Genomic DNA, 16970 nt, shown 5'->3' with positions numbered 1-16970 from the left:
TGTCGTTGCGCGGCTCGGCTCCGGGCGCGCTTTTCCCTTCTTCATGGCTGGCATCTACCTCCATATTCCCTTCTGCAAGCAGGCCTGCCACTACTGTGACTTCCACTTCAGCACCTCGATGGGCCTGAAAGGCCAGCTGGTGGAAGCTCTGGTGCGGGAGCTGGAAATCCGGCGCGACTACCTCGGCCCGGCCCCGATACTGGAAACCATCTACTTCGGCGGCGGCACCCCCTCGTTGCTGACGGCCGCCGAGCTGGACGCGCTGTTTGAGGCCATTTACCGGCACTTCACGGTAGCGCCCGGCGTGGAAATCACCCTGGAGGCCAACCCCGACGACCTCACGCCCGCCAAGCTGCGGGAGCTGGCCGCCTCGCCCATCAACCGGCTGAGCATCGGCTTGCAGAGCTTCCACGAGCCCCACCTGCGCCTGATGAACCGCGCCCACTCGGCCACCGAATCGACGACGGCGGTGCTCTCGGCCCAGGATGCAGGCTTCGAGAATATTTCCGTAGACCTGATTTACGGCGTGCCGGCCCCCGACCACAGCCTTTGGGAGCAGGATATGGCCCAGGCCTTTGCTCTGAACGTGCCCCACCTTTCCTGCTACGCCCTCACCATCGAGCCCGATACGGTGTTTGGCCGCCGGCTGCGCAAAGGCACTTTCCTGGCGCCGCCCGACGACTTCGTGGCCCGGCAGTTTGAAATGCTGCTGGCGGCGTTGCCTGATCAGGGTTACGAGCAGTACGAAATTTCCAACTTCTGCCGCCCCGGCCGCGAGTCGCGCCATAACTCGAACTACTGGCGCGGGGTGCCCTACCTGGGCCTTGGGCCCAGCGCCCATTCCTTCGACGGCCGCAGCCGCCAATACGCCGTGGCCAACAACCCGCAGTACGTGACGGCCGTGCTGGAGCGCAACGAGGTGCCGGCTACCATCGAAACTCTCTCGCCGACCGACCGCGCCAACGAGTATCTGATGACCTCGCTACGCACTGCTCACGGCTGCGACCTGGACTATCTGCAGTACCAGTTGGGCACCGATCTGCGCACCGACCGGGCCGCCTACCTGGGTGAGCTGGTACAAAATGGCTGGGCCACCCTGCACGGCACGCGCCTGGTACTCACCAACCAAGGCAAGCTGCTGGCCGACCAGATTACCCTGGAGCTGTTCCTGGAGGCGGAGAAATAGCTCATCTTTAGCGGCCAGCAGCGCGTTTCCCCGGTTTTATCTAACCACTTTATTGCTAGCCGGTTGCTGAATCTGAAGCCAATTGCCGGGCCAAAATCGGTGAAATATGCCCGATTTGCGTAATCCGCGCGCTGCTTTTGCGTATGTTCAGAAGATGAAACGCCTCGTTGATGCCCTCGTGGATGACACCGACTTTTTTGTCGAGCAAGTCCAGATTACCGCCATTGTCTTTGATAACACCGACGACGTGACGGTGTGGGCCACTACGTTTTTCGACGACGACATCCACTTTTTCCACCTGGGCCTGCAGTTCCCGTCCCTCGATTTGTTGCTGCGCCTGGCCGGCCCCCGCGCCGAAGCCCTGCAGGAACAGGTGGCCGAGTCCTTGGCTACCGTAACCGAGTGGCCCTGCCTGCTCGAATACACTACGGAAGACTCCCCGCCGGTGCCCCTGGATGGCGTGGCTATGAAGCTCTCCTGCACCTACCCCGCCGACGAGCCCGAGGATGACGAAGACAGCATGCCCCACAATATCTTCTACCTCGAAGGTGTATTCATGCGCCTGGAGCCGTAGCAGCAGATAATTCGGTTCCTGTGTCCAACACTGTACCTACCCGTGTTATCTACCTGCTACCTGGCCTCGGGGCTGATGAGCGGGTGTTCCGCGACCTGCTTCCCCTACTCGACGGCGAAGCACACGTATTGTCCTGGCTGCTGCCCGAGCCTCACGAAACCCTGGCGCATTACGCCGCCCGCCTAGCCGAACGGATTCCATCGGAGCAGCCTTGCCTAGTGGCCGGCGTGTCGTTTGGTGGAATTGTAGCCCTGGAAATTGGACGGCTGCGGCCCCGGGCGCGGCCCGTGCTGATTTCGAGCGTGCCCAGCGCCGCCGCGCTGCCCGCACTCCTGCGCCTGGCCCGCGCTACGGGTATTTACAAGCTGATACCGCCGCAATTGCTTAATCTCTTTCCCCGGGTCGGCCAGTGGTATTTCGGCGTCAAGGGTGGTAATGACTATCAGCTCTTCAAGCAGATTCTGCGCGACACCGACCCCACGTATGCACGCTGGGCCATCGACCGGCTGCTGCACTGGAATAGCCATGGCATCGGGCCAGCCCTGCGCATTCACGGCACCCACGACCGGGTGCTGCCGCGCGGCTCCGTCCCCGTCGACTACTTGATTCCGGGCGGCACCCACTTTATGATTCTGAGTCGGGCCGAGGAAATAGGTCGGATCCTGAATAGCCTACCCGTTACTCCGGCGCTTTAACTATTGATTGCTCCTCGAAAATGCCTGCTACCTACTCCCACCAGGGCCGCACCTATTCCTTCGACCCCGCCGCCCCGCTGGATATTTCCCTACCGCTGGCCCCTGGCCCCGACCAGGTAAACTGCTTCTGGGCCGAGCCGGTGCAGTTCGATACTATCCGGGTGGGCAGTTTCGTGGGCAGCGTGGCGCTGGGCGGCAGCACCAACTACCAGCGCGTCCATGTCACGCCCCACGGCAACGGCACCCACACCGAGTGCTATGGCCACATCAGCCCCGAACCAGCCGCGACGCTCAACCGCTGCCTGCGCCGCTTCCTGTTCGTGGCTCAGCTGGTTTCGGTAGCGCCCCGCCCCCAGCCCAATGGCGACTTGGTGGTATTGCTGGCCGATGTGCAGCCCTTGCTGGAAGCCGCCGGAGCCGCACCCGAAGCCTTGGTGCTGCGCACGTTGCCCAACGACGATGCCAAGCGCCGCCGCCAGTATTCGGGCACCAACCCCACCTATCTGGAGCCCGCGCTGGCGCACTACCTTGTGGCCCAGAACATTCAGCACCTGCTGCTCGACCTACCCAGCGTGGACCGGGAAGAGGACAACGGCGAACTGCTGGCCCACCACGCCTTCTGGCAATACCCGGCAGCCACCCGAACCTCCTGCACCATCACGGAGCTCATCTTCGTACCCGATACAGTAGCCGACGGCCTCTACCTGCTCAACCTCCAAGTAACCAGCCTGGAGCTGGACGCCAGCCCGAGCAAGCCAGTATTATACCAGCTTGCCTGAACTACAGACTCCTCCGGATTAGGTGGATTACACAGATTTCATCGGCGGCACGTTACCAAAGTGCGGTAGCCACAAACCAGAAAAGCCACCCGGTTGGGGTGGCTTTTCTGATGCAGGTCAGTCGTTCACGAAATTCGTGAAATCCGGCTAATCCGAAAAATCTGTGGTGCTAGGCAGCAGCTACTTCCGAAACCGGAACAACCGTCACGAACGAGCGGTCCTTGCGGCCTTTGCGGAACTGTACCGTGCCGTCTACCATGGCGAACAGCGTGTGGTCCTTGCCGATACCCACGTTCTGGCCGGGGTGGTGCTTGGTACCGCGCTGACGCACGATGATGTTACCAGCAATGATATCTTGACCGCCGAAGATCTTCACGCCCAAGCGCTTAGAATGAGATTCGCGGCCGTTGTTGGAGCTACCTACGCCTTTCTTGTGTGCCATTGTATTAGTACTTAGTGCTTGGTTATCAGTGCTTAGAAATCGTGTTAGAGCCGAACGAATCTGGGATACCCCAGCTACCAGACACTAACAACTAAGCCCTAATTAGCCGATGCTGTTGATCATTACTTTGGTGAACTGCTGACGGTGACCGTTCAGCTTCTTGTAGCCCTTACGGCGCTTCTTCTTGAATACCAGCACCTTGTCGCCTTTTACGTGCGACAGGATGGTGCCCGTTACAGTTACGTCCAACAGGGGCGAACCAATGGTGATGGTACCGTCGCTATCGGTGAGCAGGGCTTTGCCCAACTCTACTGTGTCGCCGACGTTGCCAGCCAGTCGGTGAGCGTATACAAATTTATTGGCTTCGACCTTGGTCTGCTTCCCGGCTATGTTGACAATTGCGTACATCGGCGTCTTCGCGTTTTCTGAAAATTGGAAGGCAAAAGTACAAGTACGATTTCACAAAACCAAACCTAACTCACTAATCATCATTCAGTCGGGTGCTCGGCACTAGGCTGCGCGCTGGCAATGAGCCGGGTAAACAACCCTTAAGGAACGCCTGAGCGGGTATGCGCATAGCAAATTTGTGGATAAGATGGATTGTCCACAGGTAAAATGTGGATAACTTTTCCCAAAACGGGTCTTTTGCCCGCTTTTCGCCCCATTTTGAGTTTGCGGCAACCGGTGGAAAACCCGGAGTCATACAGAAAAATTAGCGGACAAAAAACGTAAACGCGGCAAGGTCTTCCCACGGGTCGGGTTTATATTTGATGCTTCGACCCGGCCGCACCGCCCGAAAAAAGTGCCGAACATTTCTGCTCCGCCCCGGGTTGGCTAGCTGTTCTTCCTGCTTTCTTCAGGTTTTGTCCGAAGTCCTTTCCACGCCTTACTTCCCCGCTATGGAACCTTTGCTCGTCGAGAATCCCAACCGCTTTGTGCTCTTCCCCATCCAGAACGATGATGTGTGGCAGATGTACAAGAAAGCCGAAGCCTCCTTCTGGACCGCCGAAGAAATTGACCTCTCCCAGGACCAGAAAGACTGGGAAAACCTCAACGATAACGAGAAGCACTTCATCAGTCACGTACTGGCTTTCTTCGCCGCCTCCGATGGCATCGTGAACGAAAACCTGGCCGTCAACTTCATGCAGGAAGTGCAGATGCCCGAAGCCCGCTGCTTCTACGGCTTCCAGATCATGATGGAAAACATTCACTCGGAGACCTACTCCCTGCTGATTGATACCTACATCAAAAACCCCCAGGAAAAGGACCGGCTCTTCAACGCGCTGGAAACCGTGCCCTGCGTGAAAAAGAAGGGTGAATGGGCCCTGAAGTGGATCAACTCCGAGGATTTTGCCGAGCGCATCATTGCCTTTGCCGCCGTGGAAGGCATCTTCTTCTCGGGCTCGTTCTGCTCCATCTTCTGGCTCAAGAAACGCGGCCTGATGCCGGGCCTGACGTTTTCCAACGAACTGATTTCCCGCGACGAAGGCCTGCACTGCGACTTCGCCTGCCTGCTCTACAGCTACCTGCAAAACAAGCTCTCCGAGGAGCGCGTGCACAGCATCATCCGCGACGCGGTGCAGATTGAGCAGGAGTTCGTGACTGATGCCCTGCCCGTGAACCTGATTGGCATGAACGCCAAGAGCATGGCCCAGTACATCGAGTTTGTGGCCGACCGCCTCTTGCAAAGCCTGGGCTACAGCAAGATCTACAACGCTACCAACCCCTTCGACTTCATGGAGATGATTTCGCTGCAGGGCAAAACCAACTTCTTCGAGAAGCGCGTGGCCGAGTACCAGAAAGCCGGCGTGATGAGCGACCGGACCGAAAACGCCTTTTCGCTCGACGAGGACTTTTAAGCATTTGACTGCCAAAAGGAAAAAGCCTGCGACGTTCGTTGCAGGCTTTTTCCTTTTATGCTAAACCACAAGAAGTCTAAGAAGCTGATTCCCCTGCTCAGATGCAGTTTCGCATCAAGCAAGGAGGGGAACTAAACTCAGCCCCACTCCCACTCTATCAAATTCGCGGCAGATTCCCAACCCAATTTACTGGGTATTCTGGGCGGGATACAGAGCAGTCCGCATTACGAAAAAGGGCCTGAACTGTACCGTTTTAGCCATATGTGGAAAACTTCTAAACTTTAGGTTTGTCCTACCCAACGGAAGCCGATAACTTCCGCTTCAAGAACACCGGATCAGCTCCGGTTTCACCCTCTTTCGAACGTAGTGCCCCGCCCTTTCAAGGCGTGGTGTATTCCTTTCTACAACCCAACACAACTTCCCTCGCTTATGCTGGTACTCAAACGCGACGGCCGCCGCGAATCCGTGAAATTCGACAAAGTCACGGCGCGCATCGAAAAGCTCTGCTACGGGCTCAATCAGAACTTTATTTCCCCGATTGAAGTCGCCAAGAAGGTAATTGACGGCATTTACGACGGCGTAACGACCGTAGAGCTGGATAACCTGGCTGCCGAAACCGCCGCTTCGCTCACCACCAAGCACCCCGACTACGCCATCCTGGCCGCCCGTATTGCCGTCAGCAACCTGCACAAGGTGACGAGCAAGTCGTTCAGCAGCACTATGAAGCGGCTGTATACCTACGAGGACCCCAAGACCGGCGAGAATGCCTCGCTGATTGCCAAGGACGTGTGGGAAATCATCCACAACCACGCCGCTACCCTCGACTCGGCCATTATCTATGACCGCGACTACAGCTACGACTACTTCGGCTTCAAAACCCTGGAGCGGAGCTACCTGCTGCGCATGGACGGCAAAGTGGTGGAGCGGCCCCAGCACATGCTGATGCGCGTGGCCATCGGGATTCACAAGGACGACCTGGAGTCGGCCATCGAAACCTACAACCTGATGTCGGAGCGCTGGTTTACCCACGCTACGCCGACCTTGTTCAACGCCGGCTCGCCCAAGCCCCAGCTTTCCTCGTGCTTCCTGCTCACGATGAAGGACGACTCCATCACGGGCATCTACGACACGCTGAAGAACTGCGCCCAGATTTCGCAGAGCGCCGGCGGCATTGGCCTGAGCATTCATAACGTGCGCGCCACGGGCTCCTACATCAAGGGCACCAATGGCACGAGCAACGGCATCATCCCGATGCTGAAGGTCTTCAACGACACGGCCCGCTACGTAGACCAGGGCGGTGGGAAGCGCAAAGGCGCCTTCGCCATCTACATCGAGCCCTGGCACGCCGATATCTTCGACTTTCTGGATCTGAAAAAGAACCACGGCAAGGAAGAAAACCGGGCCCGCGACTTGTTCTACGCCCTCTGGACGCCCGACTTGTTCATGAAGCGGGTGGAAGCCAACGGCGACTGGACCCTGATGTGCCCCAACGAGTGCCCCGGTCTCGGCGACACCTGGGGCCCCGAGTTCGAGAAGCTCTACATGAAGTACGAGAAGGAAGGCCGTGGCCGCCGCACCGTGAAGGCGCAGGACCTGTGGTTCGCCATCCTGGAAAGCCAGACCGAGACGGGTACGCCCTACATGCTCTTCAAGGACGCGGCCAACAGCAAATCCAACCAGCAGAACCTGGGCACGATTAAGTCGTCGAACCTGTGCACCGAGATTATGGAGTACACGGACGAAAACGAAATTGCCGTCTGCAACCTAGCTTCGCTGGCCCTGCCCCGCTTCCTGAAGGAAGAAGGCGGCCACCTCGTGTTCGACCACCAGAAGCTCTACGAGGTAACCTACCACGCTACCAAGAACCTGAACAAGGTTATCGACATCAACTACTACCCCGTGGTGGAAGCGGAACGCTCGAACCTGCGCCACCGCCCCATCGGCCTTGGCGTGCAGGGCCTGGCCGATACCTTCATTGCCCTGCGCATGCCCTTCGAGAGCGACGAAGCCTCGGGCCTGAACAAGGACATCTTCGAAACCATCTACTTCGCGGCCATGACGGCTTCGATGGACCTGGCCAAGAAGGACGGTGCCTACGAAACCTTCCCCGGCTCGCCCCTGAGCCAGGGCAAGTTCCAGTTCGACCTCTGGGGCGTGAAGCCCGAGAGTGGCCGCTGGGACTGGGAAACGCTGCGCGCCCAGGTGGTAGAGCACGGCGTGCGCAACTCGTTGCTGGTAGCCCCCATGCCTACCGCTTCGACCGCTCAGATTCTGGGCAACAATGAGTCGTTTGAGCCTTACACGTCCAACATTTATGTGAGGCGCGTGCTCAGCGGCGAGTTTATGGTAGTGAACAAGCACCTGCTCAAGGACCTGGTGAAGCTCGGCATCTGGAACGAGCAGATGAAGAACGACATCATTGCCGCCAACGGCTCGGTGCAGGACATTCCGACCATTCCCCAGCACATCAAGGACCTGTACAAAACGGTGTGGGAGATTTCGCAGCGCCGCATCATCGACATGTCGGCCGACCGGGGCGCTTACATCTGCCAGAGCCAGAGCCTGAACCTGCACGTGATGAACGTGAACTTCGGCAAGCTCACCAGCATGCACTTCCACAGCTGGAAGAAAGGCCTGAAAACCGGCATGTACTACCTGCGCACCAAAGCCGCCGCCGACGCCATCAAGTTCACGGTGCAGAAGCAAGCCGCCGAAACCCTGGAGCCCCTGAACGCCATGGCCCAGAACGCCTCGGACATGGCCTGCTCCCTGGATAACCCGGACGCCTGCGAGGCGTGTGGATCGTAAGGTATTTTTAGATAATCAATTCGTACGAAAAAGCGCTGGTATATACATATCAGCGCTTTTTTTCAGCATTCATGTATGGAACATTTTAATATTTCTACTGTAAGTGAAGAATCTAGATTCTCAGCATTTATTCAAGATCCTGCAAATGAACGAATGATATTCTCAGGAAGCTTTGGAACTGGTAAAACGCATTTTCTAAATAAATTTTTCTCAGAAAATAAAAACTATTTTTCGGTTAGCGTGCTACCAGTTAATTATTCAATATCTTCAAATGAGGATATATTTAAATTAATAAAGTTTGATGTATTATATGATTTGTTCACCAATAAGGGAACGAAATTCTACAAGGAAGAAGCAAGCCTAAGTATTAAGCTAGGAATGATTGCAGAAGAAGGGATTAGCTCTCACCTTTTCCTAGCCATAAAAACACTGCTAAAATTTCACTCTATCACAAACAGAAATGATGACACAGACACCTTAGCCAATACAGTAGACTTAGCAAGCGACCTGTATGAAAAAGCTATGAACAACAAAAAAATATCGCAAATCATAGCAACTGCAAATGACTTAAATGGAAATGAACGGGTTCAAGGCTTTGTGAAAGACATCTTGAATACATACTTATTTGAGGAGGATTTCATAACTGATTACATAAGCGACAAACTCATCGAGCACTGCTCAGATATAAATAATAAAAAAACTAGTATTCTTGTAATCGATGATTTGGACAGAATTGATCCAGAACATGCATTTAGACTATTCAATATTTTTAGTGCTCATCTTAATTATAGAAACGAACAAAAAAATAAGTTTGGGTTTGATAAAGTCATTTTTGTTTGTGACATAGAAAACATAAAAAATATATTCTATTCACGATACGGACTAAATGTAGATTTCAATGGATATATAGACAAATTTTTTAGCACTGAGATATTTTACTTCAACAACAATATCAATATAAGCAACAGTATAAAGACGATTCTCGATTCAATAAAATACGAGAACGAAATAGGATTATCTTCTTTAGACTATACCATAAAAACTGAATCTCCTTTATACGTAAAAGGGAAATATTTTTATGGCATCCTTCCATATCTAGTCAATCATTTTGTCAAAACCGGAAAGCTTGGAATTAGACGTTTATCTTACTTATATGGAAAAACGTATCATATAAAAGCTGAAAGTTTCAGCATTCCCCAAAGGCAACCTATTACAAATATCGATTCATACGGAATAATAACTTTAGAAATACTATCCTGGATTTTTGGTGGAGCAGACGCCCTTGAAAAAGCCTTGTCATCAAGCAAGGATTATTATAAAACAGACCAAAAGAATGAATCAGCACTGGAACAAGACCACAATTTGGAATGCTGGTTTTTTTGCTTTTTTCTACCTATAATTTTATACAGAGAGGGAAACTTACCACGGGAATATGATTTGCTTGATCCTCAGCCTGGAACAGATTTTTCACTACGCAATGGCGATAAAACAATAACAAAGTTTAGTTATATACTAAAAAAAGAAGGAGACTTATTTAACAGAAGGCGAGAAGAAGATTATGGATATATAGCAAAAATCACTAGTCCTACTTCTTTGACGAGGCATTCACTTTATGAATTGTTACACCAAAGTTTTCAAGTAGTAAAGACGCACTTGAAGAATAGGAGTAATTAAAACTACTCCCATTCTGGCTGGCTCACTACAGTCGCTGGGCTATGCCGCGAGTGTCCCGCGCCGGTCAGGCCAACGAAGCGGGTGGGTTCGCAGCAGAGCTGCTCAAAGCGTAGTGGTCACTCGGCATAGCCGAGCGACTGCCGATAGAACTTCCTCACACCTTCCCTCCAATCGTTTCCAAGCAGTGAGGTAGCCTCACAGCTTGGAAACATTCGTTTTTGCCCGTTGAGGCCGCCTCACTGCCCGAAAACAATCGTTGGAAGGCAGTGAGGCGGCCTCACTGCTGGTATTTTTTTGGTTTGGTCGAGTGAGGTGGCCTCACGGCTCTGAAACATTTGTTTTCGGGCAGTGAGGCCGCCGCTTGCTAGTGCATAGGCAGAACGGTATATTCCTGAATCATATACTTTAACCATTCTATCAATGTCCAGTAATCCTGCTGAGTCGGCGGCTACGCCGGCCAAAACTGCCAAGTCCGTGAAACGGGCCGGCCAATTACCTACCAATGCTATTGCCCTGGCGGAGGTAGCGACGAATGCCGCCAAAGCGTGGCAAGACTCGGAGCTGCCAGCACTACTCTGGCTCACCAAAGCCGACTTTGCCGCCCAGACCGCCGCCTTCGCCGCCAGCCGCGACGAGGCCGATGCCGCCGGTGATGCCCGCACCCCGCAATCCAAGCGCCTGAAGGCATTGGATAAGGTGTTTAATAAGAGCTTGGCCTACGTGAAAGCCTACCTGACCGAAGCCCAGGACGACAAGACGGCGTACTACGGCGAGTTCGGAATTGAAAAAGCAAACAAGACCTACCAACTGCCCCGCAACCGCGCCGAGCGGGTGAAGGCGCTGGATAAGCTGCTGGCGGCCCTCAAGACGCATAAGTTCGACAAGAACAAGTATGGCACCGCCCACTGGGAGCCCCTGGCAGCCGAGTACCGGGAGCTGGTAGCCCAAACCACCGAAACCAGCGGGCAGCGCAGCGGCAAGGTGAGCACCAAAGACCAGGACGAGGAGCAGGTGCGCAAAACCCTGCGCGCCCTCATTCACCACATCAAGGCCCAGTTCCCGGATACGTTTGAGGCCAGGCTGCGGGAGTTCGGGTTTCAGAAGGAAAGCTACTAGGGGCTTGCCGCTTCGTCGGTCATCTTTCAGCTGTCATCCTGCATCTGGCGTACGCTTGCGAAGAACCTTACTCGCCTACCCCACTACTACTAGTACCTAACGTAAAAAGCCCTTTGCCACCGGTGCGGCAAAGGGCTTTTCGCGTTTACTACTGCTTGTCACTCAGGTGAGGGAGGTCCTCGCAAGCGTATGCCAGATGCAGGATGACAGCCGACCAAGTACGGCGCTGCTGTCTACTCGTAGCGGCACTCAATATCCAAGTAGCTGAGCAGCGACACGTTGTAGACGTACTGGCGGGTGGTGAAATCATCGATTCTCGCCATGTCACTGCTCCCGCTAAACCAGCTGCCCATCAAACAGTAAGTACCGTCGGCGTTGGTTGCCATCAGGCTAGTCACGTAACGGTCCGTGCTGAGTCTGAACTTACGCTTGTCGAGCACCACCTTGCCGGGCACCTCAATGACCAGCGGCGTGCGGGTGTCCCGAAACACGTTTTTCAGCGGTGCGCTCTTAAACACCACGGGCGCATTTTCCACGATGCCGCCGGGCAAGAATCTGCTATCCGGGGTTAGGTGCTGAATCTGCACGTACACGTCGGCCTCATCCGTTTTGGGCCAGGTGGAGTTGAAGTTCGGAATTGGCGTCAAGGACCAGTAGGTCCGGTTGAGCACGATGCGCTTCACCACCAGATCCAGCACCTGCACGGTCTTGGATACCGAGGTTTTCAGGCCTTCCCGGTTGGTGGTGGTCAGTTTAACGGTGTAGGTGCCGGGCTTGTCGTAGGACAGCACCGGGCGCGGGGCCTCCGACGTGACGCCGTTGCCGAAGTCCCAGGCAACCGACTGCGCGTGCTGCGACTTGTTGAACAAGGAGCAGGTGTCGTGCGTGGCCATCGTCAGGGCATCGGCGGTAGTAGCCCGAAAGGCAAAGCCCGGCACGGCCGCCGGGGCCGCGTCGTCTTTCTGGCAAGCGGTGAAAGAGCCCAGTAGGGCCATACTCAGGAGCAGTTTTTTCATATAGTTTCTGATAAAACGATGACGAACACGATACACTCAATCTACCGGGCACTTACCCCGGCAGTGGAATACGGGGCCAAAGTAGGGCAAACAGGTTGTTTCTCCAACGGGGACGGCTGTTTTGGGAGCCCGGTTTTTCACGTTCTCACGGCCCCGTGAAGCGCTGATTTTCACCTGATACGGGCAGCGAGTTGCCGTTTCTTTTACCTTTATTGCCCCCAGCCTGAGCGTCGTGGCCGGCGCTGGCGGAGCAGTACGGGGCCTTTTGCCGCTTCACTGGCCTACTTCGGCCAACTCCCTCACCAACACCCACCGATTTGCGCATGAAACACCTGTTACTCCTGGCCTTGCTCGTGGGCGTCACCTTTGGGGCCCGCGCCCAGTGCAATGCGACGCTCACAACCCAGGCGGAGGTAAATGCCTTTGGCGCCACTGGCTGTACTACCGTTTCCGTCTTGTCGATTCGGGGCGGCACCCCGACTTCAACGGACGGGATTTACGACCTGACGCCCCTCTCGAACATTACCACCGTAACCGGGAGTGTGGTACTGATTCTGAATGATCTGACCAATATTCAGGGCTTGGACAACATTGCCACCATCGGCGGCGAGCTGGATATTACCACTGCCACCAGCCTGACGGAGTTGTCTATCAATGCCGGGCCTTCTTCGGCCTTCCGGGGCCTGGTGTCGGTGGGTTCCTACGTCATCATATCCGACAATCCGTCCCTGACGAGTATATCCGGCTTCTTCCGGCTGCGCAACTCCAAGACCATCCAAATCACCCGCAACAACAGGCTAGCTGGTATATCGGGGTTCAACGTGCTGCAAACGACGGCCGTGCTGTCTATCACCAGCTGCCCGGCCCTGCGCTCCATCACCGGCTTCAACAATGTGACGACGCTGGTACCGGATGCTACGTTTCCGGCGACGGAGCTGGTTATTGCCGAAAACCGCGCCCTGGAGAACATTCTGGGCTTCACCTCCTTCACCGCCACGGATCAGTTTTCGATTTATAACAACAAGTCTTTGCGGGAGCTGGCCGGGTTCAATAACCTGCGCCGGGTGAAGTCGCTCAACATCAGCAATGATTCGGCCATGGCCAGTATTTCCGGCTTCAATGGCCCGCTGGTAATAGACGGCAACCTGAGCATCAACACCCACGCCCGACTAACTACTATTTCCGGCTTTGCGGGCGTTCGGGCCACGGCTGCCTACATTAATTCAAACGAGCGGCTGCTGACTATTTCGGGTTTTGACGGCAGCCGGATAGGCAGCCTGGATATTGGCTACAACGCCTCGCTACGGACTATTTCCGGGTTCAACGATGCGGAATCCACGAACTATATCCAAGTCACGAGCAACCCGAAGCTGGGGCGCGTGCGAGGCTTTGGGGGGCTAAATATGAATGCGCCCCGCCGAATAACCATCGGCGACAGTGACTCTTTAACGTCTCTGAACGAAGCTTTTAGGTACAGCAGCTACTCGGCACTTACCCAGCTGAGCATCATCAACAACCGTCGACTGGCAACGTGCACCGAGCCCTGGATTTGTCAGTACCTGGCCAGCGGGGGCAGCGCTTCCATCTCGAACAACGCCGCTACCTGCACCGCCCCGGCCATCCTGACGGCCTGCCGGGCCCTGGGCACCGACGACGCCCAACCGGCACTGGCCGCGGGCTACCCCAACCCGGTCAGCAGCATTTTTCATCTACCCGCCCCAGCGCCCTACCAACTCTACGATGTGCTGGGCAAGCTGCTACTCCAGGGCACGGGCGCTACCATTTCCGTGGCCGATCTGCCCACTGGTATCTACCTGCTTCGGACGGGCCCGGATAGGAAGCAAAGCATTCGACTTGTGAAACAGTAGCCTTCGGGCGCCATCGTCTTTTTGGGTATGAACACCGCCTGGCATTTCCCCTTCATGATTCTGGCCTAATTGGTAGTCTTCTGGCTGATGCTCCGGCTGCTGCTGCCCCCCGAGCAGTTCCGGGCCCGGCAGCCGGTTATTGCCCTGCTGGCCCTGGTCGTGGTGGTGTTCGGCATGGTGTTCGGAAAGTACGGGGCCCTGCTGGGGTTACCCTGGTGGCTCTACTACCCCATCCCGATGCTGATTACGGTGCTGCTGCCCCCACTGGTGCTGCAACTGAGTCGGGCCCGCACCGCGGCATATGTGGGGCTCAGCTTTCTGTCGGCGCCCTTCATTCACGTGCTGTTTTCCTTTCTGCTGGGCTGGCCGGAGTATATGCCCTTCTGGCAAATTCCGTCTCTCGCCAGCCTGCTGATGTAGCTGGCTCGCGCAAGCCGGCAATGCGTGCCGCTGGTGGACGTAAGCCTGTACATTACTCATTCACTCCACCATTCCATTCCCGCTATGCTGCCCCAACTCGTTCAAGACGCCCTCAACAAGCAGATTTTTATGGAGGCGCAGTCGTCGCAGGCCTATTTGGCCATGGCGTCGTGGGCCGAGACTTAGCCGGGCCTGGATGGGGTAACCAACTTTTTCTACCAGCAGAGCGACGAGGAGCGGGTGCATATGCTCAAGCTCATTCGCTACGTGAACGAGGGGGGCGGCTTTGCCCTGGTGCCGGCCCTGCCCCAGCCGGTTATTACGTTTCAGTCGCTGAAGCGCGTATTCGACGATTTCCTGCGCCATGAAATAGCCGTATCGGAGAGCATCAACGAGCTGGTGGGCCTCACGCTACAGGAGCGCGACTTTGCCACCCACAACTTCCTACAGTGGTACGTAGCGGAACAGCTGGAGGAAGAAGCCCTGGCCCGCACCCTGAACGACAAGCTGGAGCTGTTCGGCGACGATAAAAGCGGCATCTACATGTTCGATAAGGACATCCTGCTGTTCCGCGGCAACACCGCCGCCGATACCTCCAACGGCCGCCCGTAGCCGAGCGCAGCCCGACTTTTAAGAACATCATCTAGGTGGCTCTGGCTGGTGCGGGTCTTCCGGAACTCCAGCAGCCTTTTCCTATTATTGTAGGAACTACCCTGGTTAACGCCTTTATCTTAATATATGAAACCGATTTTCGCATTACTACTAGCTGCGGGGGCTGCTACTCTTCCTGCTTGCTCCGACTCATCCGACAACGCTTCAGACGACCCGGCCCCGGTAGCTGAAACCAGTCTACAACGTGAGCTGCACTATGGCCTGCCACAGCCGGCTCCAAATGGCGACACGGCAATGGTGGTGCGGACCCGCTATGAAACGCAAGACATTCAGGGCTCCGCTCTTGGGCCAAATGTTCCATCTACTTACAGCAGACTGATAATTTCCCTGGCAATGCCAGCAGAACCTGGGCAACTTCATGTTACCATTCCGTCGTCAATTCTAAGTTCGACTTGGATTGGGGACTACCCTCTCAAGCACGGGGCTGTTAGCGCCGGCGGCACCTATACGGTAGGAAATGGTCTGCGCCCGCTCATCCATACTAATTACAGTAGTTTGAGCCGTGGCATAGTCACTATTACACAATACGATTCGAAGACGCAGCTAATATCTGGTTCATTCAATATAATTCAGCAAAAAGTATCGGACCCGGCGGCCCTAGCAGGACTTCCCCAGGCACTGCAGAAAGAATGCACGGTGGTTGTCGTAGGTACGTTCGCTAATCTAAAAGTATATCAATAGGCACTGGTTGCCCACGCCCCATTGCCACATCAGTAGCAGCTCAAAGCAACTTCCTTCATACCGGTTGATGCCAAGCTGTGGGAATTCGGGCTCTGGAAGGCGAGTTGCCATGGCTAGAGAATAAAAAGCCGCGTCTGGTATCAGCGCGGCTTTTTGTTGTCCGGTAATCCAATCCTTAAGGCTTAACAGGCCGCTTACTTCCCGAAATAGTGCCCCTGCTCCAGGTCGGCGAGCAGGCCGGGGTGGGTGGGCTGCCAGCCCAGGCGCTGCCGGGTGAGGGCGCTGGAAGCGGCCAGGTCGAGGCCCACGAAACGGGCCATCCAGCCGAAGTGGTCGGCAGCTTCTTCGAGGGTTTTGGATACAACCGGTACATTGAGGTGGCGGCCGATGACGGCGGCAATATCGCGCAAGGCAATGCCTTCATCGGCCGCGCCGTGGTAGCGGGCCCCGGCCGTGCCCTGCTCCAGAGCCAGGCGGTAGAGGTGGGCGGCATCGAGGCGGTGCACGGCGGGCCAGCGGTTGAGCCCCTCACCCACGTAAGCCGCTACGCCTTTTTCACGGGCAATGTTGATGAGCGTCGGCACGAAGCCCTGGTCGCCCTGGTCGTGCACGGAGGCAGCCAGGCGTATCACTATCGGGCGCACGCCCTGCGCCGTCAGAGCCAGGGCCGCCGGCTCCGACAAGCGGAACGAGGCCGCCGGACTATCGTCTTCGGTGGGCAAGTGGCCTAAGTCAAAGCCCGCCAGCCCCGAGGTAACGAGAAGCGGCCGGCCGGAGCCGGCTAGGGCCGCGCCCAAGGCCTCAATAGCGTGCCGGTCGGTTTGGGCGGCGGCTTCATATTGGGAGAAGTCGTGGTTGAAAGCCGTGTGGATGACGCCATCGGCCGTGGCGGCACCGCGGCGCAGGCTGTCGAGGTCGTCGAGGGTGCCCCGGTGCACTTCGGCCCCGGCCGCAGTCAGCGCCTGAGCCGTGGCTTCGGAGCGGGCGAGGCCGAGCACCTGATGGCCCGCGCCGAGTAATTCCTGAACGATGGCCGAGCCGATAAAGCCCGTAGCGCCAGTAACGAAAACACGCATATGCTGATCCTTTAGAGAGTGGTTATTTCTACTCCTCAAAGGTGGGGCAGGCTAGGAGCACTATAGCTGCGCGAGTCAAACCATCTACTGTATCATTCAAACAA

Annotated in this window: 16 protein-coding genes; 12 read left to right on the top strand and 4 right to left on the bottom strand. The window is 55.9% G+C overall.

The window, feature by feature from the left end; genetic code table 11:
- The first annotated feature begins 43 nt into the window (after window positions 1-43).
- The 4 genes from hemW (at window position 44) to LGH74_RS00700 (ending at window position 3234) form a co-directional block, all read left to right on the top strand.
- Entirely contained in the window at window positions 44-1186 is a 1143-nt protein-coding gene (gene hemW / locus LGH74_RS00715) for a radical SAM family heme chaperone HemW (RefSeq protein ID WP_226170410.1), read from the top strand.
- Between the two features lie 154 nt (window positions 1187-1340).
- Complete coding sequence (locus LGH74_RS00710; RefSeq protein ID WP_226170408.1) at window positions 1341-1760, top strand: hypothetical protein; 420 nt, start codon at window positions 1341-1343, stop codon at window positions 1758-1760.
- Between the two features lie 20 nt (window positions 1761-1780).
- Window positions 1781-2455 carry an alpha/beta fold hydrolase gene (locus tag LGH74_RS00705; protein ID WP_226170406.1) on the top strand — a complete coding sequence of 225 codons (675 nt, stop codon included), beginning with the start codon at window positions 1781-1783 and terminating at the stop codon, window positions 2453-2455.
- A 20-nt stretch (window positions 2456-2475) separates the two neighbouring features.
- Window positions 2476-3234: a cyclase family protein gene (locus tag LGH74_RS00700; protein ID WP_226170404.1), complete on the top strand. Its 759-nt coding sequence runs from the start codon at window positions 2476-2478 to the stop codon at window positions 3232-3234.
- Between the two features lie 169 nt (window positions 3235-3403).
- On the opposite strand, the gene rpmA is transcribed toward LGH74_RS00700, so the two are convergent.
- Window positions 3404-3676 (bottom strand): 50S ribosomal protein L27, encoded by a 273-nt coding sequence (gene rpmA, locus LGH74_RS00695; protein WP_226170402.1) that lies wholly within the window; start codon window positions 3674-3676, stop codon window positions 3404-3406.
- A gap of 102 nt (window positions 3677-3778) precedes the next feature.
- The gene (gene rplU, locus LGH74_RS00690) at window positions 3779-4084 is read right to left on the bottom strand and encodes a 50S ribosomal protein L21 (protein ID WP_226170400.1); all 306 of its coding nucleotides are present in this window, start codon (window positions 4082-4084) and stop codon (window positions 3779-3781) included.
- Between the two features lie 491 nt (window positions 4085-4575).
- Between rplU and LGH74_RS00685 the strand changes: the two genes are divergently transcribed.
- From LGH74_RS00685 to LGH74_RS00670, 4 genes are all read left to right on the top strand, one after another.
- Complete coding sequence (locus tag LGH74_RS00685) at window positions 4576-5535, top strand: ribonucleoside-diphosphate reductase small subunit (RefSeq protein ID WP_226170398.1); 960 nt, start codon at window positions 4576-4578, stop codon at window positions 5533-5535.
- Window positions 5536-5964: 429 nt separating this feature from the next.
- Window positions 5965-8343: a ribonucleoside-diphosphate reductase subunit alpha gene (locus tag LGH74_RS00680; protein ID WP_226170396.1), complete on the top strand. Its 2379-nt coding sequence runs from the start codon at window positions 5965-5967 to the stop codon at window positions 8341-8343.
- Window positions 8344-8418: 75 nt separating this feature from the next.
- Complete coding sequence (locus LGH74_RS00675) at window positions 8419-10017, top strand: P-loop NTPase fold protein (RefSeq protein ID WP_226170393.1); 1599 nt, start codon at window positions 8419-8421, stop codon at window positions 10015-10017.
- Window positions 10018-10437: 420 nt separating this feature from the next.
- Window positions 10438-11133, top strand: coding sequence for a hypothetical protein (locus LGH74_RS00670; protein ID WP_226170390.1), 696 nt, complete (start codon window positions 10438-10440; stop codon window positions 11131-11133).
- A 233-nt stretch (window positions 11134-11366) separates the two neighbouring features.
- Here LGH74_RS00670 and LGH74_RS00665 read toward each other — a convergent pair whose 3' ends face one another.
- Window positions 11367-12149, bottom strand: coding sequence for a PKD domain-containing protein (locus tag LGH74_RS00665; RefSeq protein WP_226170388.1), 783 nt, complete (start codon window positions 12147-12149; stop codon window positions 11367-11369).
- A gap of 323 nt (window positions 12150-12472) precedes the next feature.
- On the opposite strand from LGH74_RS00665, the gene LGH74_RS00660 reads away from it, so the two are divergent.
- The 4 genes from LGH74_RS00660 to LGH74_RS00645 all read left to right on the top strand — a co-directional run bounded on the left by LGH74_RS00660 (window position 12473) and on the right by LGH74_RS00645 (window position 15790).
- On the top strand, window positions 12473-14017 hold the full coding sequence (locus LGH74_RS00660) for a T9SS type A sorting domain-containing protein (RefSeq protein ID WP_226170386.1): 1545 nt from the start codon (window positions 12473-12475) through the stop codon (window positions 14015-14017).
- An 87-nt stretch (window positions 14018-14104) separates the two neighbouring features.
- A complete protein-coding gene (locus tag LGH74_RS00655; protein WP_226170384.1) occupies window positions 14105-14437 on the top strand; it encodes a hypothetical protein in 333 nt (110 codons plus the stop codon).
- A 192-nt stretch (window positions 14438-14629) separates the two neighbouring features.
- Window positions 14630-15049, top strand: a complete 420-nt coding sequence (locus LGH74_RS00650) for a ferritin (RefSeq protein ID WP_226173706.1) — start codon at window positions 14630-14632, stop codon at window positions 15047-15049.
- A gap of 126 nt (window positions 15050-15175) precedes the next feature.
- Entirely contained in the window at window positions 15176-15790 is a 615-nt protein-coding gene (locus LGH74_RS00645; RefSeq protein ID WP_226170382.1) for a hypothetical protein, read from the top strand.
- A gap of 194 nt (window positions 15791-15984) precedes the next feature.
- Here the strand turns inward: LGH74_RS00645 and LGH74_RS00640 are convergent, their stop codons facing one another.
- On the bottom strand, window positions 15985-16866 hold the full coding sequence (locus tag LGH74_RS00640; protein WP_226170380.1) for an SDR family oxidoreductase: 882 nt from the start codon (window positions 16864-16866) through the stop codon (window positions 15985-15987).
- Between the last annotated feature and the right edge of the window lie 104 nt (window positions 16867-16970).

This window comes from Hymenobacter lucidus (assembly GCF_020447265.1).
Classification (GTDB): domain Bacteria; phylum Bacteroidota; class Bacteroidia; order Cytophagales; family Hymenobacteraceae; genus Hymenobacter; species Hymenobacter lucidus.
This window is presented reverse-complemented; position numbering and strand designations above follow the sequence as displayed.

Excerpts from the sequence above, each read along its gene's own strand:
- rpmA (WP_226170402.1), bottom strand. The coding sequence starts at position 3,676 with ATGGCACACAAGAAAGGCGTAGGTAGCTCCAACAACGGCCGCGAATCT.
- LGH74_RS00710 (WP_226170408.1), top strand. The coding sequence starts at position 1,341 with ATGAAACGCCTCGTTGATGCCCTCGTGGATGACACCGACTTTTTTGTC.
- LGH74_RS00700 (WP_226170404.1), top strand. The coding sequence starts at position 2,476 with ATGCCTGCTACCTACTCCCACCAGGGCCGCACCTATTCCTTCGACCCC.
- LGH74_RS00670 (WP_226170390.1), top strand. The coding sequence starts at position 10,438 with ATGTCCAGTAATCCTGCTGAGTCGGCGGCTACGCCGGCCAAAACTGCC.
- LGH74_RS00640 (WP_226170380.1), bottom strand. The coding sequence starts at position 16,866 with ATGCGTGTTTTCGTTACTGGCGCTACGGGCTTTATCGGCTCGGCCATC.
- LGH74_RS00665 (WP_226170388.1), bottom strand. The coding sequence starts at position 12,149 with ATGAAAAAACTGCTCCTGAGTATGGCCCTACTGGGCTCTTTCACCGCT.
- LGH74_RS00675 (WP_226170393.1), top strand. The coding sequence starts at position 8,419 with ATGGAACATTTTAATATTTCTACTGTAAGTGAAGAATCTAGATTCTCA.
- LGH74_RS00680 (WP_226170396.1), top strand. The coding sequence starts at position 5,965 with ATGCTGGTACTCAAACGCGACGGCCGCCGCGAATCCGTGAAATTCGAC.
- rplU (WP_226170400.1), bottom strand. The coding sequence starts at position 4,084 with ATGTACGCAATTGTCAACATAGCCGGGAAGCAGACCAAGGTCGAAGCC.
- hemW (WP_226170410.1), top strand. The coding sequence starts at position 44 with ATGGCTGGCATCTACCTCCATATTCCCTTCTGCAAGCAGGCCTGCCAC.
- LGH74_RS00645 (WP_226170382.1), top strand. The coding sequence starts at position 15,176 with ATGAAACCGATTTTCGCATTACTACTAGCTGCGGGGGCTGCTACTCTT.
- LGH74_RS00660 (WP_226170386.1), top strand. The coding sequence starts at position 12,473 with ATGAAACACCTGTTACTCCTGGCCTTGCTCGTGGGCGTCACCTTTGGG.
- LGH74_RS00655 (WP_226170384.1), top strand. The coding sequence starts at position 14,105 with ATGCTCCGGCTGCTGCTGCCCCCCGAGCAGTTCCGGGCCCGGCAGCCG.
- LGH74_RS00685 (WP_226170398.1), top strand. The coding sequence starts at position 4,576 with ATGGAACCTTTGCTCGTCGAGAATCCCAACCGCTTTGTGCTCTTCCCC.